Below are 13,750 nucleotides of genomic sequence, written 5' to 3'. Positions count from 1 at the left end.
AACTTATCATGAGCAAAAACGAACCCGCGCTCGATCCCACTCGAAGTATCACTAAATCATGGCTGGAAGCTTCCGGGCACGTGTTAAATAGTTTCGTCGAGGTAAATCGGGCTTCACTCGCTGCCTTTGGCTTCTCTACCGGAAAAAACAGTGGTGATGATGAACCTAACCAAAGCAAACAAGCCAATTGGTCTTTTGAGCGCTCTGTTGAAGAACCGGACAACATCACTCTTGGAGACACCGTCGAGTTTACGAAGACTCTCACCGACACAGATGTCGGTGCATTCGCAAGAGCAAGTGGGGATACGAATCCGCTCCACTTGGACGATGAATTTGCAATGCAGACCCGGTTTGGTGGACGAATTGTCCATGGAACGCTTGTTTCGGGATTGATCAGCGCGGCATTGGCACGGCTACCGGGTCTAACGATTTATCTCTCTCAAGACCTTGAATTCCTCAGGCCAGTCGAACCCGGTGAAACACTAACAGCAGTCGTCGAGGTGATCGATACTCTCGACGACAACCGATATTCACTATCGACGTTCGTATACAACGAAGACGACCAGGAGATTATCAAAGGAAAATCGACAGTTCTCATTGATGACCTTCCAGACGCAGAATAGGAATCAAAGTGATACAGGCCATTAGCGCAGACCTACCGCTTCAGGTGGTTGAGAGCGTCATTAAATGGGGTACCACCACTGGTATCTCATACTGTTGGTATTAATGTCAATGAGAGAGATAATTGGGGTCGGTAAAAATCGGAGAATCCCACTAATGAAAACAGAGAACTTGACGACTAACTATACGGAACGCGGCACTGGCCCTCCACTCGTATTTATCCATGGTGGGTGGTTGAGCGAAAAGATGTGGAGAAACCAGATTGAACGATTTGAAGGCGACTATCGAGTTATTACGTACGATATTCGTGGTCATGGTCAAACTGGTGGCTCACCCAAATCAACCTATTCGATCGATCTTTTTGCCGAGGATCTACGACGCCTGCTCGCCAATCTTTCTGTCGAAATGCCTGTTCTTTGTGGACTCTCGCTTGGCGGCATGATTGCACAAAAATATGCAAGCCGATACGCGAACGATGTTTCGGGGATTATTCTCGCGAATACAGTTCAGTCGTTCCCACCGCTCTCTCTAACACACGCCCAAAAAGAATTGCTGTTTCCAAAGATACAGCGGCACCTTATGCTCTATGGGCTGGGACCACAATTGTACTTTAGACTTTCCTTCCCATTCTTCCAACTTTCACAGGGACACCAATGGATATCACTCGAACGAGATACTCGAAATTACGTGCTACGAGACGTTGATCGAATACGCACTGACGAATTTGTAAAGATATTTGATGCAATGTACAATTGTGATTTGCGAGACGATATCCAGATAGCTAATCCAACACTAGTGATTACTAGCGATCACGAGCATCATGCAGTCCGCAAGCAAAACGTCCAAATCACGAAGAATATACGAAACAGTTCTCATATCGAGATCCCCGACGCAGGCCATTTAGTGAATATGGACAATTCTAGAGCATTCAATTCGAAGGTCAACGAATTTCTTTCTAGATTGTGAGCAACCGATATAGCTGCCTCTCTACTCAGTTTGCAAGTGAAATACAGACAAATAAAAATAGGAGAGCCCGTCGGAGGGCAATCACAGCAAGAATAACTATTGCGTTCCCTTTCGAGAATCCTCTATTTCGAGACGGTCGAGACCGTCATGAACCGTATGGGGTGTCGCACTATCACGATGAGGGTAGAAATCCCGTAGCTCGTCATCCTGATAAACTGCAAGACATATAAACGGGAGAGATATGACTGAATAGCGCTCGTTCGAAATGCTCGAATCGATGTCTCGGTGGGAAAAGAAATCGTCCATGGACGTGTTGTTTTCAGCGAGCCATCGCTCGAATTCATCCACATGGTTCATGACTGATTTATGATACTCAGTCTCCTTGAGCGGGCCATCTATTCGAATCTCTCTCCTCCAGACATGCACGTCTACATTCCCTATCTTTCCTTTTTGTTCGAGGGTCCTGAGTCGATCGATAACTTCCTGTTTCTGTTGCTCTGCCCCAAGTGAGGGATTTACTCGGACGAACAGTTTTACATGCTTATCTTGTGTAATATTGGAACTCATCGGTGACTCACTCCCATTGTAAGAGTGTCGCTGGGACCGACACGAAAATTCACATAACGCTCGCGATCACTACCATCCGTTTCCAGCAGCAACCACTGATGATGCAGAAGATCGGCAGTATCCTGATGACTTCTTCGACGTAATTGGTGAAGTCATCACAGATATTCAGTCACGGTGGGGCGACACATTCGAAATCGTTGACTGAACAACAAACCGTGTTCAGCCCGTCGAAAAGAATGGGTAGGGAAAGAGGGAACTCTCACAACCAGGCACGACAACACTGTCGGGTGATGGCGCCAGACAATGGCATCGTGCTGGCCTCTGTGAGAGCGTATCTCCACCAACGGCACGAAGAATCAAATAAGCTCGTCAGACATAGGTTGTGTTCATTACATAATTCGATTAAATAACCAGACAGCGTTCATCACACTCGATTCATACTGCCGCTTTCGTTCAATTCAATGAATTCTGGGGTAAGCGGCCGTTACTCAAGTTTCTGGAGAGCTAGCAGAAAGTATGAACAGCGACACAATGAGAACGAAAACGACCGGCTGGTTCGGTTCTACCACAGAGCACTCCGGCCCGAATCCACTACCACAGTACGCATTGGTCGCCTCCGAGACGATTGACCTCGAATCCTCAAGTTCGGAACTCATTACGAGTGTCGTCGACGTACTCATTGACGTGATCAAGCCAGCAAATTGCCAGACTACGCTCTCGCTGTACGAATACGTCAACCCAGATGCCCTCGAAGACATCATCGAAGCAAGTGCGTCGAAAAAGAGTGACGTTGAGGTGCGATTCACAGTTAAAGACTATCTCGTCACCGTCCGAAGTGACTACACCGTCCTCATCTACGAACCGCTTGGAACACGACACGATACTGGTGAAAATCCATACCCAGCTAGTTGATCAGGCTAAATAGAGTGGGGGAATTTAGTCTCGTGTTTGTTCGGCAATTGCCCGGACGGCATGTTCAAAGGAATCGCGCTCAGTCCACGTGAAAAGACGATCGTTCCGCTCGAGGAGTTCGAAGAGTTTCGCAACGAGCAACTGACGAGGACACCTTCGCTATTCAGTGCCATAATCAGTAAGTCGGAGTTTTCCCTTGACTTCGTAGAGATGGCTCTTATTGTACAATCGTTCAATGATATCTTCGGTAGCAGGCCGCTCAAGATCTTCTTTCTCAGCTAGCACGGCGTAGGCTTGCTCGTAGGGGAGTTCACCACCAGGTGAGAATGTGCTCGCGAGTGCTAGAGTACATCGGTCGGTCTACCAGACCGACCGAGGTTCACCCCGTCCCGTCAGAGAAAGGTATTCTTCTCGACTATTGAGAACTGGCAGTACAGATACGCAGTTCTTCTACGGCGCACAGTTGACAACACTGTGCTATTTTTTCACCCCCAGAGGGGTGCGGGGCGTTCCAAAACGAGCGCCTCGATAAAGAGTGATTTCGATGAGACTCAGCGACAGCTATGCGACTGGCTTCGACGAAGACGTACCGAGCGAACTAATCAACCAGTGTTCCGAATGCGACGGCTTGGTCACCACCAACATGGTTGAAACGGTCTGCGAGGACTGTGGGTTCGTCATCGACGAACAACGACCCAATCACAGGCCGGAGTCTGTATGAAAGACCTCTTGGTGCAGCTCACTGGCCGGTCACACAGCACTGTCATCGCCGAGTGCCGGCAGTGTGGAGCCACGGTCGAGGTCGAAACGAGCGAGTGTCCGGAATGCGACCACGACGGGATCGCGATTTACCGATTCGAGTAGACCATAATACAGAGGTATGCGAAACAGGTATACGCATTACAATCGAAGATATTGTAAGGAGAATCGGCGATGTCGTACGAAGCAACGATCACCAGCAAGGGGCAAATCACCATCCCAAAGAAAGTTCGAGAGCGGCTTCAGCTCACAGAAGGACAGAAGGTCCTCTTTCGGTTCGATGAGGACGGGGGAGTTCGAATGATCGGCGTTCCAAATGACCCAATGGATCGTCTCAAAACTGCTCGGAAGCGTGCTGCGCCGCTTGAACTCGACGCAGCAGAATTATTAGAGCGTGAACGTCACGAGTGGAGCAGACACGCGTGATTTATCTCGACTCGTGGGTCTGGCTCGAATACGGTCTTGATGGGATGCAGTCGGATATTGCCGAAGAGACGATTCACGATGCACGGGACACTGGTGGCATCGTCTCATCGATTGCTTTGACAGAGGTCGATTATATCCTCAATCGCGAGGTTGGCAGTGAAACGGCAGACCTTGTCACAAGTGCGATCGAGGACTTCGAGCAAATCCACGTTGTTCCTGTCACGAGTGAAATCGCATTATACGCATCACGGCTTCGCACGAAATACTACCAGCGCCGGGAGCGCGAGCTGTCGTATGCAGACGCCATTCACCTCGCAACAGCTGTTCTCACCGATTGTGAAACCCTTCAGACGGGAGATAGCGACTTCGAAGATGTAAACGACCACGGGCGCGGTGGCCCGTGGCTTTTGTTGTTCCCTCAGCCTACGTCGTAAGCACTCCACGCGAAGCGATTTCACGGGATGAGGATGGGCGGTTTACTGAACGCCCCGACCCAGACAGGCTCACCTTCCGAACCCTCGGTTGGGTTTTGCGAGTCCGGTAATTAACCGTTTCAACGTCGATCCCTGCGTGTTTCGCCCACGCTCGCCACGCCACGTTCACACTCGCGTTCCGGTCAGCATGGTCTTGCTGAACCGCACACGACCCGTTCGTACACCGGAACGTCGTCCCTGCCGGTAGCCACGGTGTCCACAGCACGAACACGACTTCGAGTTGTACGGCGACTCAACCGTCTCACACGGAATTTGATTCCACGTCGCTTTGTATCGAACCTGTTGCTCGAACTTGTGGAACGGGAGTTTGTGCAGACGACGGTTCATATACGTGCCGTACTTGATGGCGTCTCGAATCCCACTCAAGTCCTCGAACACGATGGCCGGGTTCGAGAACTGTTGGGCGAACTCCACCACAACCCGAGACAGCCGGTGAAGAACCCACTCAGTGTAGCGTTCTTCTTTCTCCCCGAGTTGGTGATGGATGGAGTGTTGACCGTGTTCTTGACAGCGTTTGGTGATGGTGTGGTAGCGTTGGCGTTCGGCTTTCACCGTACCGTAGTCAAGCACGAGTGTTCCGAGCGTGTCCCTCGTCTCACGATTAAGAGCGGTGAGAGCGATGTTGCGCTCGTTAATATCGACGCCGACGAGTGTGTCAGCGTCTTCGGGTTCAGGCACCTCAACCTCTGTTTTAACCGTGACGTGTAGGTAGTACACGCCATCTCGGTACAGAAGTTCGGCCTGCCCCAACGACCACTCATCTTCAGTCAAGGCCGACTCAATCAACGCGAGGTCCTCCGGTCGGCCTCGAAGGTGTCCTTTCACCTTCTTGTACGGCTTCGGACTCACACGGAACTGAACCCGGTCAGTCTCGTCGTTGTAGGTGAGTCGGTAGCCTTCGGTGTGCGCCATGACGAGCGGGTAGGCTCCTTTCTTGTCCGTGGCAGGTGGCGACGGTTTCCCGACGTGAGTGTCGTCTTGGTCGTACCACCAGTTGAGGAGTTCTTGGTAGGAATCCCACGCTTGCAGAGCCTTGGCGACGACCGCGCACTTGTTGTTCCGAAGGAAGTCATCGCGGTCAACCTCGCGTTGAATCTCGGTCTTGTTGTAGCCGTTTTGTTTGAGTCGGAGTGTGTCGTTGGCGATGTCTCGTGCAGTGTAACGGGCATCTTTGAGCCACGACCGCTCACCAGACTCTATGCAGAGCCGGGTGCGTGCGGTCTTCGTGACTTCTTTGATACCCATACCTTGACTATCGAATCAAATGATAATAAAAGTAGGGATTAGGATGGAGGAGTACAGGAGTCATGCACATTCGATTAGTTCGTGTAAGTATCACTTCGTGTGGTGCCCGAAGTACCGACACCCCGTACTGGGACTTGTCAAAGACGAGGTGACAGAGTTGTTCACGGAGACAGCCGACCACTTCGGACACGAGATACTTGCGTTGGAGATCGCGGATGACCACGTACACTTGTTTGTCCAGACTGACCCAAAACACAGTCCGGCTGATGTTGCTCGGCAATTCAAACCGTACTCTGGAAAGCACATCCTCGAACAGCGTCCTGAAATCCGCGAGTCGTATTTCTGGGTGGAGGATTTTGGAAAGTGGGTTACTACGTCGGGACAACGGGCGCGGTTTCGGAGGAAGTGGTTCAGCGGTACATCGAACAGACTGAGCATTAAGCGGAGTGTCGGGCTTCACCCCCCGCGTCCGGTGACGCGGGGAACTCGCCCTTGAAACCAGTTTAGAACAGGATGCTATCGTACGAAGCCGTCGCAACGCCACCCATCACCCGTTCACAATGAGGACACACAACAACCCCGAAGATCCTCGCTTCCTCGCACTCGTCTGTAGAAACCCGACGACGTCATCGGTCGTTATCATACGATCGCACTAGGGGCACCGTGCACTATCGATCGGATCGAGCGGCATATGTGAACGCAACGAAAGTGTCTCAAATCACCCTTTCTCTTGACTCACGTATGAAATTGAGATCCAGAACACAATCCTAGCCACTCTCATCTTATGTTGCATCGTGATTAACACGCAGTGTAACAGTCCAGAATATTATTTCACATCTTGATCTCCATGCCGTCTAAAGTATCTTTGATATCATCAACTCTGTCTTCGAAATTGTCAACGAAATTTGGGGTCTGGTCGGTAGTGATGGCTCCCTGTTTAGTTGGCTCAATTAAATTATCTTCTTTAAGCATTCGGAATGAGTAGCGCACTTTATAACGAGGATACTCAGTTTCCTGTGTGACTTTTACGATGCCAATCGGCTCGTCTTCGATGACCACCTGCATGATTCGGAGATGTCGCGTTACCATCTCGACTTCGTTCTCGACTCGATCGATCATGATGATTGGTAACTTACGTCGTGGACAGGTTTAGGTCTTCTTGCCACTGATAGTATTAAACAACGAATCTCACCAGGTACTGTTCAGCAGACAGGGAAAATCACTGCACAGCAGATATTCGGCTCACTAAAGACGGGGCGTGAGAGGACTGCCTTGCCACTCTTGCACCCAGATAGTCGAAGCTTTGGGTCTGGTTCTGCGTCCCGCTGTTGGAATGGAATTGACCGGTGTCTCCGGGAACCCATTTCCGGCGATGGGAACGGACGCAGAGCTGGCCAACGAAGGAGTGGAAGAGAGAAATGTGGAGAGTTATCAGTTCGCCACCTCTCGTTCCCAAGAGTACACGGTAGCTCGGTGTCCTACGATATGAGATCGACCAGTTTACTCGTCGAAGCCAAGCTACCTAACACTCGTGTAGTAGCGAGAACTCAGGATGGATAAATTACTTGACAAAAGAGTCAAAAATGCAATCTAGATTAGGGCAACTACCCATCGTCTGCTAAATTACGGTGCAGCGATTATGCGATTGAGGATGACGAGACCGAGACAGCATTTGGCCGGCGGCGTGCGAACATCCACGAAACACTCGAGGTAGTCGACGACGTGCCTACGACAGAGAGGGTCACGGTCATCGAGAATTTCGACCATCTCCCGGTTCGACGGCTTTCGTGATCAGCGGACCACTGATGGCACGCTCTATGTGATGTGATATCCTCCTCGTTCACGGGCAAGGGTTGCTCCGTAGGGCGTCGAGCGATTCAACACTTCCCCAAAGGCCCGAGCGCGGCACGCGATATTCCAACACTCACAGTGCTTGCATAGCGGGTAGCCACGCAGCCACCCGCCAGAGACTGGCAGTTCCGGTTGGGTACCCCAGCCGAGAAAGTGACGAATATTTAACTAGAAACTGATAGAAGTCATATTTGTATCTTAACTAAATATTTCTTTTATATGAGAAAAGTATAATTATTGTCCCGGAAGGTAACCTAGAACATCAGGATTGAGAACAGATGAAAAACTATAGGCTTTCAGTTCTTCTGATCGCTATACTCCTTTGTCTTTCAGGGCTCATAGTCGCGCTCCCCGCAGAAGGCTCACACGGCGGAAACGCAAACGTGACCACGAACACGTCGGGCGCCACGGCTACAACCAAGATAGCGACAACTCCAAAGTCGACGGTAAGTCAATCGAAAGTCAACACAACAGTGACCACGACGACCGACGCAGTGTCGGACGTGTCCAGCACTGTCGATGATGCGAACGAGTCTGGCTGGTCACCGTCCACGATCGACCCCGAGGCGACGACCCCCAAGACGAACGGCACGCTCGACACGACGAGCGTCGGCGACACTTCCCGTGAAACTGATGTATCCAGCACAACCGACACAGTGGATCCGAGCAAGAATGTAGACGAGATCGAAGCCACCTCCGATGCCGCTAACGACAGACCGACATCGACTGGTAACTCATCCGAGAAAACGAAAACCAATTCCCTCCCGACCAACGCGGCACGCGGCAACGTCGGGGAAATCAGCAACACAGTCATCAAAAACGTGGGACCGACTGCCGATACCGCAAACGCGAATAGACAGTCGGGACTCGATATCGCAAGCGATGCGACCGCCGGCGTCATCAAAGAGAATCTGAATGCGTCGCCACATGTGACGAAAACAGATGAGAACGGAATTGGCACCGTCAAAAAGACGACCCCCATGGGTCGTCCGTTCAAACCGGTTGCAACCCCGTCATTGTCCGTGGTACAAAGCGAAACAGTTGAGATGAACACTGCTCCCAACACGACGCCGCAGTTGAGCGACACTGCATCCGGCGGTGAGGCGAACGCGGACAGATCAACGAGGACAGTAGAGGCGAACGATCCAGAGACACACCCGAGCGAATCTAGTCCGACGATTCCGGCCCACCCTACGAAAACCGCCGAACTCATCGGCGTGACTGTCACTGCCGGCGTCGTCCTCCATCGCCCGGAGATCGGAACGCTGGCCACCCACGCCAATACAGTGGGTGTCTTCTCTAAACCAAAGCTCGGAGACCGGGTCTGGTGGCCGTTTATGCCACTCAGATACAGTAAGTATGATGACTCTGATCCACTCGAACAAGAAGTACGCGCGGAGCTGCATGATCACATCGAGCGCGCGCCTGGAACATATCTCTCACAGTTGGACGACCGAATGGATGTTTCATTGTCGACCATCCGCCACCACCTCCGAATACTGGAAGACGAGAAGATAGTGACGAACGCGAAAATTCGGGGCAAACGTCGATTCTACCCTGCTTCCGATGACAAGGACGAACTCAGAGCGGCGCTTGCTCAGAAGTCGACGGCCGCCGTACTTGACAGTGTCTCACGACGGGAGCCTGTTACGGTGGGTGAGCTAGCTGACGAACTTGACCGCGATCCCAGTACCGTCACGTATCACCTGAAGCGGTTGGCGGAGGACGATCTCGTCGAACGTAAGCGGGACGGTAGAGCTGTGTATAACCGGTTAACGTCGAAGACACGGGCAGTGTTCTCGAGACAGTCGCCTATCAGTGCAGACGACTGAGCTGGCCTGGACTGCTGACGATGCTAGTCTGCGTTTCGTTGCTGTCAAGGGTTTCACTGCCAAGCATCCGTACTGGACACGTCGCTGTGGACCGCTAGTCACGGTGGAAACGACCTTCTCAAAGAAGATGGATTTGCGTGGTGTATCCGGTGAACCCCGTCGGAAGAGAGATTAAGTAATGTCGGATTCATACACGCTGTTTGCAGCGGTATTCTATCCTCATAAAAAACGTTTGGAGAGTTTTGCCATCTTCTCTTTTTACCATCGATGCAATGGATGCAGTGTACTATGACGCAGTACACCGCGATACGAGAGACAGCTCTGGATGGAGATCACAGCCAGTCTGATCGAAGAACGGAGACACAACTCAGTACGATCCTCATCGAGGCACTTGCCGATTGGGAGGACGTTGATGCGACCGAACTCGACAGTCTGTCTCATTCGATCGACCTCGAAGCGCTCGACGCCCTCTTTGCTCCCACACATAGCGGAACGGAGCGATCTTCCGGGCAGGTCAGGTTTCAATACCAGGGCCAGTATGTTACTGTGACCAGTAGCGGTGTAGTGCTGATCGAGTCACAGAGTGGGGAACCCAATGAAAGGCTCAATGTGGGTAAGGTCGGTCACGATTCGTCTTCCTCGTAACGTCACCATATGTCATCTGGTGGGCAGCCAAGACTCATGAGGTCTGGCAACGTTGAATGTAGTCTTGGCTATCATATTCGAAATGTGACCCGCTGTGCCAGCGTAGTCGCCGCGTTCCCAGTCGATTTTCTCGCTGTCGTGATCGACATGACGGTAGTTGTACTTCCACGAAGGGATACCTTTGAACCAGTTCGCGAGAAGCCAGGGGGTGTTTCGGCGGGCGACTAAAAATGTGCTGACGTCATTTTCCCATCGTGTGACACCAATACATGGATGAGTGGTAGTCATACACCGTGAATAAGCAAGCACCACATTCACATTATACCAATCCCTCTGTAGAAATGGTTGAAGGGGTGTGTATATCACATTCCCTTTGCCTCTGACACCTATATCGCTCCGAGAGTGTTCTATGCTAGTTGAGTACGTTCGCATCTACTACCTGGTTTCTAGTCCGAACAGGGAACCCGTAGTATGGCTTCCACGACCGTCTCGTATCAGCCAAATCTGTAGATTTCGGTGATCTTGATTTTCAGAACGACCCCGAGGCACTCGGTCTGCTCAGCCTGTAGATTACTGATTGTACGTCTTGGACGATCAGCGATCCTGTTTTTTTGTGCCCCTGAGGGGTGCGGGGCACATCAGCTGTGCCTCGTGGAGCGAGTATGTCTAGTAACAATGTCCTGTCCCACCTGACGTTCACCACCCGAGTTGCAAAGCGCGCCCAGTACGAAGCCCTCGAATTTTCACTCACAACAAGGGGTGTGTGCGTTCGGAATACGAGTCACGCAAATCCAACTGAGCATGAATATCTCGTTACCGTTCGTGATGGAATCCCCATCGCCTGTGAGTGTCCTGCCGATGACTGCTACGATGGTGCGTGCAAACATCGGGTTGGCGTTGCGATTCGAACGCCACTCCTGCAGGCTGCGGCAGAGCACGCCATTGTTGCGGATGGTGGGACTCAGATCGAGAACAAACCAGAAACTCATGAAAACGATAGCGACACGGATCAGCCAGCCGACTGTGACTGTGATGGGCTTGGTGGTGTTCCGTGTTGGCCTTGTGTGCGAGCCGATCGCGATCTTCCGGATAGATAGAATAGCAAGAAGGGCTTCGACAGGGTGCGGAGATCGTCATTCGTCGATCGTATCAGCCAGAACGAGTTGGTCACCATCCATGAGCTGTCTCGCCTCACGATCGAGTTGTCGGACATGGATTCCATCCTTCATGACGACGAGTTCGTTCGCGTCGATGCCGTGATTGTCGGCCAGATTCGATAGCACATCTCCAATGGTTGCTCCATCGTCAACGGTTACGATGAGTCGTTTCTTTTCGAGCGCTAATCGCGGCGTTCCGTATGCTCGGATTTGGATCTGCATACTTATACTATGAATGAATACTCTCTGTTTGTTCGGAAGTTTATTAATAGTATACAAGTGCTCACAGCGCCAACTGCCAATCGATGTATGTACGGTGTCACTTCTTTGGGCCGCTTCGGGAGGTAGTCGGCGAGAAGACCATTGAACGCGAAGCTGATCCGGGGGTGACAGTTGATAGTCTCCTTACGACGATCGCCGACGACCACCCTGGACTCGAAGAATTGCTGTTCGAGAACGAGGAGCTACGTGAATCGATGACGATCACTCGGAACGGCAAGCATGTGATTTACCAGGATGGGCCTGACACGGAACTAGAAGCGGACGACGATATCCGTGTCACCCCATCAATTCAAGGAGGTTGATTAGTCGTCGGCGGTCGCAAAGCCATCGACGTTGCTCTCGGGGACGGTTCCATCATCATTCCAGCCCCGCAGTTCATAGTACTCCTGGATCGATTCCTGCAGATCTGGCAAATCATAGGGAAGGCGGTCCTCCTCTGCGTCCATGCCGCGTTGATTGTTGAAATGTCGCTCGAGTTCAATCACCCGCGAGCCCACCGTGAGCAACTCATCATAATCGGCCTCGAAGATAGTCTCCTTTTGCTTCTCGGTGAAGTAGTCGCCCGAGAACGCACAGAAAATTCCGCTATCACGGATTGCATGATGGTTCTCTTGTTCGATGAGGGTTTCCGCTTTGCCGGCAGTCCCTTCAGGGTTGATCTCACCATTATACTCGAGACCGAGCATCGTTGAGTACATATGGTCGGCACCGCGGTTCGCAACGGCATATGAGAGACCTTGGCCGTGGATAGCACGGCCGTCGTGAGCGGCGAACTCCATGCCCTTCACCGTGAAGTTGTCTACCTCAAGTTCATCGTGGAATCGATTGACACCTTCCGCGAGCAGATCACCCTCATCCCTCCGGTAGGCAATATTTTCGACCAGTTCATGCACACGTTCGGCGTTACCAAAGTCATCGTGAGCCTCGAGGTACGCGGCGACACTGTTGCCACAGGAGATAGTATCCATCCCGTAGTGATCACACAATTCGTTGGACTGCATGACATCGACAACGTCGCCGATTCCGCAATTCGACCCGAATGAAAACACCGTCTCAAACTCGGGGCCCTCGGTCGTGAGATCGCGATCTTCGTCCTTGGTCGGAAGCTTACAGGCGAACGCGCAGACCGAACACGCCTCCTTCTTGTATTTTTTCTCCTCGACGGCATTCCCGCCGATGTCTTCAACGTGTTCGAAAGACTGCTCGGAGAAGTACCGCGTCGGCAGTGAGAAGGTATCGTTGATAAACTCCGTCCCCGCGGTGGTACCCTGTCGCTTCATCATATCATCGGTGGTCGCCGCCTCCCGATGAAGCTCCGATTGGATGTCCTCGTCGATCCCAAGAGGCGGTTCTGAATCGCCATTGAAGGATATTGTTTTGACGTTTTTAGAACCGAGGACGGCACCGAGACCACCGCGGCCGAACGCGCGGCTGTCATAGGTTATCGGACAGGCGAACCGGACGAGATTCTCACCGGCAGGACCAATAGTGACGAGATTCTCGCTCTCGAGTTCGTGGCGCTCGTTCATCGCGTCGGTGACTTCAGGCACGGTTGCTTGCGCAAGATCAGGAACCTCTTCGAATTCAACGCCCTCGTCGGAGATATGAATCGCCACCAGCTCGTCACTCGCGCCGATGATCTCGACGACACTGTAGCCTGTTCCGACAAAGTTCCGCGAGAGGTAGCCACCTGCATTGGTTGACAACAGTCCATTGGTCAGTGGTGACAGCCCAGTCATGTTCATCCGGCCAGTGAAACTCATCTGGGACTGCTGGAGCGGACCGGCCGAGATATATGCGCGATTCTTTGGACCAAGCGGATCAGCGTTAAACGGGATTCGATCGTGTGCGAGTTTTGTTGCAATCCCTCGACCGCCAATGAACTGTGAGAGAGCGTCCCCAATGTCGGTCGTCGATGTGGATCGATCGCTCACGTCGATGGTGAGGAGGGATCCTTTCGCGTGAAGCATTAGCAAGATATAACGACCCACTA

General features: G+C 51.9%; 13 protein-coding genes and 4 pseudogenes. 11 read left to right on the top strand and 6 right to left on the bottom strand.

All coding sequences use genetic code 11. The annotated features are described in order from the left end of the window. Nucleotides 1–8 precede the first annotated feature (8 nt). Nucleotides 9–623: a MaoC family dehydratase gene (locus tag BG842_RS03795; RefSeq protein WP_069449738.1), complete on the top strand. Its 615-nt coding sequence runs from the start codon at nt 9–11 to the stop codon at nt 621–623. Between the two features lie 154 nt (nt 624–777). Further along, nucleotides 778–1,587 carry an alpha/beta fold hydrolase gene (locus BG842_RS03790; RefSeq protein ID WP_069449737.1) on the top strand — a complete coding sequence of 270 codons (810 nt, stop codon included), beginning with the start codon at nt 778–780 and terminating at the stop codon, nt 1,585–1,587. A 96-nt stretch (nt 1,588–1,683) separates the two neighbouring features. On the opposite strand, the gene BG842_RS03785 is transcribed toward BG842_RS03790, so the two are convergent. Beyond that, entirely contained in the window at nt 1,684–2,154 is a 471-nt protein-coding gene (locus tag BG842_RS03785) for an HTH domain-containing protein (protein ID WP_069449736.1), read from the bottom strand. 516 nt (nt 2,155–2,670) lie between these two features. On the opposite strand from BG842_RS03785, the gene BG842_RS03780 reads away from it, so the two are divergent. The 4 genes and pseudogenes from BG842_RS03780 to BG842_RS03765 all read left to right on the top strand — a co-directional run bounded on the left by BG842_RS03780 (nt 2,671) and on the right by BG842_RS03765 (nt 4,685). Then, nucleotides 2,671–3,066: a HalOD1 output domain-containing protein gene (locus BG842_RS03780; RefSeq protein WP_254662872.1), complete on the top strand. Its 396-nt coding sequence runs from the start codon at nt 2,671–2,673 to the stop codon at nt 3,064–3,066. 544 nt (nt 3,067–3,610) lie between these two features. Continuing rightward, nucleotides 3,611–3,778, top strand: a pseudogene (locus tag BG842_RS32930) (transcription initiation factor IIB family protein); the annotation flags it as partial. Between the two features lie 221 nt (nt 3,779–3,999). After that, complete coding sequence (locus tag BG842_RS03770; RefSeq protein WP_069449734.1) at nt 4,000–4,251, top strand: AbrB/MazE/SpoVT family DNA-binding domain-containing protein; 252 nt, start codon at nt 4,000–4,002, stop codon at nt 4,249–4,251. After that, nucleotides 4,233–4,685, top strand: a complete 453-nt coding sequence (locus BG842_RS03765) for a PIN domain-containing protein (protein ID WP_083252419.1) — start codon at nt 4,233–4,235, stop codon at nt 4,683–4,685. The genes BG842_RS03770 and BG842_RS03765 overlap by 19 nt, the downstream gene beginning before the upstream one ends. Here BG842_RS03765 and BG842_RS03760 read toward each other — a convergent pair. Further along, nucleotides 4,675–5,990: pseudogene (locus BG842_RS03760) on the bottom strand (RNA-guided endonuclease TnpB family protein). The gene BG842_RS03765 and the pseudogene BG842_RS03760 overlap by 11 nt on opposite strands. Before the next feature lie 43 nt (nt 5,991–6,033). On the opposite strand from BG842_RS03760, the pseudogene tnpA reads away from it, so the two are divergent. Then, nucleotides 6,034–6,431: pseudogene (gene tnpA / locus BG842_RS03755) on the top strand (IS200/IS605 family transposase). A gap of 390 nt (nt 6,432–6,821) precedes the next feature. Here tnpA and BG842_RS03750 read toward each other — a convergent pair. Continuing rightward, a complete protein-coding gene (locus tag BG842_RS03750; RefSeq protein ID WP_069449733.1) occupies nt 6,822–7,109 on the bottom strand; it encodes a hypothetical protein in 288 nt (95 codons plus the stop codon). A gap of 1,010 nt (nt 7,110–8,119) precedes the next feature. Here BG842_RS03750 and BG842_RS03745 point away from each other — a divergent pair. Both BG842_RS03745 and BG842_RS03740 read left to right on the top strand, forming a co-directional pair. Continuing rightward, a complete protein-coding gene (locus tag BG842_RS03745) occupies nt 8,120–9,673 on the top strand; it encodes a helix-turn-helix domain-containing protein (protein WP_083252418.1) in 1,554 nt (517 codons plus the stop codon). A 288-nt stretch (nt 9,674–9,961) separates the two neighbouring features. Then, nucleotides 9,962–10,318, top strand: a complete 357-nt coding sequence (locus BG842_RS03740; RefSeq protein ID WP_069449731.1) for a HalOD1 output domain-containing protein — start codon at nt 9,962–9,964, stop codon at nt 10,316–10,318. Between the two features lie 34 nt (nt 10,319–10,352). Here the strand turns inward: BG842_RS03740 and BG842_RS27065 are convergent. Further along, a pseudogene (locus BG842_RS27065) lies at nt 10,353–10,553 on the bottom strand (IS200/IS605 family transposase); the annotation flags it as partial. Nucleotides 10,554–10,980: 427 nt separating this feature from the next. On the opposite strand from BG842_RS27065, the gene BG842_RS27060 reads away from it, so the two are divergent. Further along, entirely contained in the window at nt 10,981–11,415 is a 435-nt protein-coding gene (locus BG842_RS27060) for an SWIM zinc finger family protein (protein WP_083252417.1), read from the top strand. Between the two features lie 36 nt (nt 11,416–11,451). On the opposite strand, the gene BG842_RS29545 is transcribed toward BG842_RS27060, so the two are convergent. Further along, nucleotides 11,452–11,697, bottom strand: coding sequence for a MoaD/ThiS family protein (locus BG842_RS29545; protein WP_069449730.1), 246 nt, complete (start codon nt 11,695–11,697; stop codon nt 11,452–11,454). Nucleotides 11,698–11,780: 83 nt separating this feature from the next. Here BG842_RS29545 and BG842_RS03730 point away from each other — a divergent pair, with 83 nt between their 5' ends. Next, nucleotides 11,781–12,059 carry a ubiquitin-like small modifier protein 1 gene (locus BG842_RS03730; protein WP_069449729.1) on the top strand — a complete coding sequence of 93 codons (279 nt, stop codon included), beginning with the start codon at nt 11,781–11,783 and terminating at the stop codon, nt 12,057–12,059. Here the strand turns inward: BG842_RS03730 and BG842_RS03725 are convergent, their stop codons facing one another. After that, nucleotides 12,060–13,727 (bottom strand): aldehyde ferredoxin oxidoreductase family protein, encoded by a 1,668-nt coding sequence (locus BG842_RS03725; RefSeq protein WP_069449752.1) that lies wholly within the window; start codon nt 13,725–13,727, stop codon nt 12,060–12,062. Nucleotides 13,728–13,750 lie beyond the last annotated feature (23 nt).

Source organism: Haladaptatus sp. W1 (assembly GCF_001723155.1).
GTDB classification, from domain to species: domain Archaea; phylum Halobacteriota; class Halobacteria; order Halobacteriales; family Haladaptataceae; genus Haladaptatus; species Haladaptatus paucihalophilus.
Note: the sequence above shows the minus strand (reverse complement) of the source record. Positions and strands in the feature narration are given on the sequence as shown.

What these genes read in the sequence shown, in the direction of transcription:
- BG842_RS03770 (WP_069449734.1), top strand. Translation starts at nt 4,000, where the DNA reads ATGTCGTACGAAGCAACGATCACCAGCAAGGGGCAAATCACCATCCCA.
- BG842_RS03750 (WP_069449733.1), bottom strand. Translation starts at nt 7,109, where the DNA reads ATGATCGATCGAGTCGAGAACGAAGTCGAGATGGTAACGCGACATCTC.
- BG842_RS27060 (WP_083252417.1), top strand. Translation starts at nt 10,981, where the DNA reads ATGTCTAGTAACAATGTCCTGTCCCACCTGACGTTCACCACCCGAGTT.
- BG842_RS03785 (WP_069449736.1), bottom strand. Translation starts at nt 2,154, where the DNA reads ATGAGTTCCAATATTACACAAGATAAGCATGTAAAACTGTTCGTCCGA.
- BG842_RS03790 (WP_069449737.1), top strand. Translation starts at nt 778, where the DNA reads ATGAAAACAGAGAACTTGACGACTAACTATACGGAACGCGGCACTGGC.
- BG842_RS03795 (WP_069449738.1), top strand. Translation starts at nt 9, where the DNA reads ATGAGCAAAAACGAACCCGCGCTCGATCCCACTCGAAGTATCACTAAA.
- BG842_RS03725 (WP_069449752.1), bottom strand. Translation starts at nt 13,727, where the DNA reads ATGCTTCACGCGAAAGGATCCCTCCTCACCATCGACGTGAGCGATCGA.
- BG842_RS03780 (WP_254662872.1), top strand. Translation starts at nt 2,671, where the DNA reads ATGAACAGCGACACAATGAGAACGAAAACGACCGGCTGGTTCGGTTCT.
- BG842_RS03745 (WP_083252418.1), top strand. Translation starts at nt 8,120, where the DNA reads ATGAAAAACTATAGGCTTTCAGTTCTTCTGATCGCTATACTCCTTTGT.
- BG842_RS03730 (WP_069449729.1), top strand. Translation starts at nt 11,781, where the DNA reads ATGTATGTACGGTGTCACTTCTTTGGGCCGCTTCGGGAGGTAGTCGGC.
- BG842_RS03740 (WP_069449731.1), top strand. Translation starts at nt 9,962, where the DNA reads ATGACGCAGTACACCGCGATACGAGAGACAGCTCTGGATGGAGATCAC.
- BG842_RS29545 (WP_069449730.1), bottom strand. Translation starts at nt 11,697, where the DNA reads ATGCAGATCCAAATCCGAGCATACGGAACGCCGCGATTAGCGCTCGAA.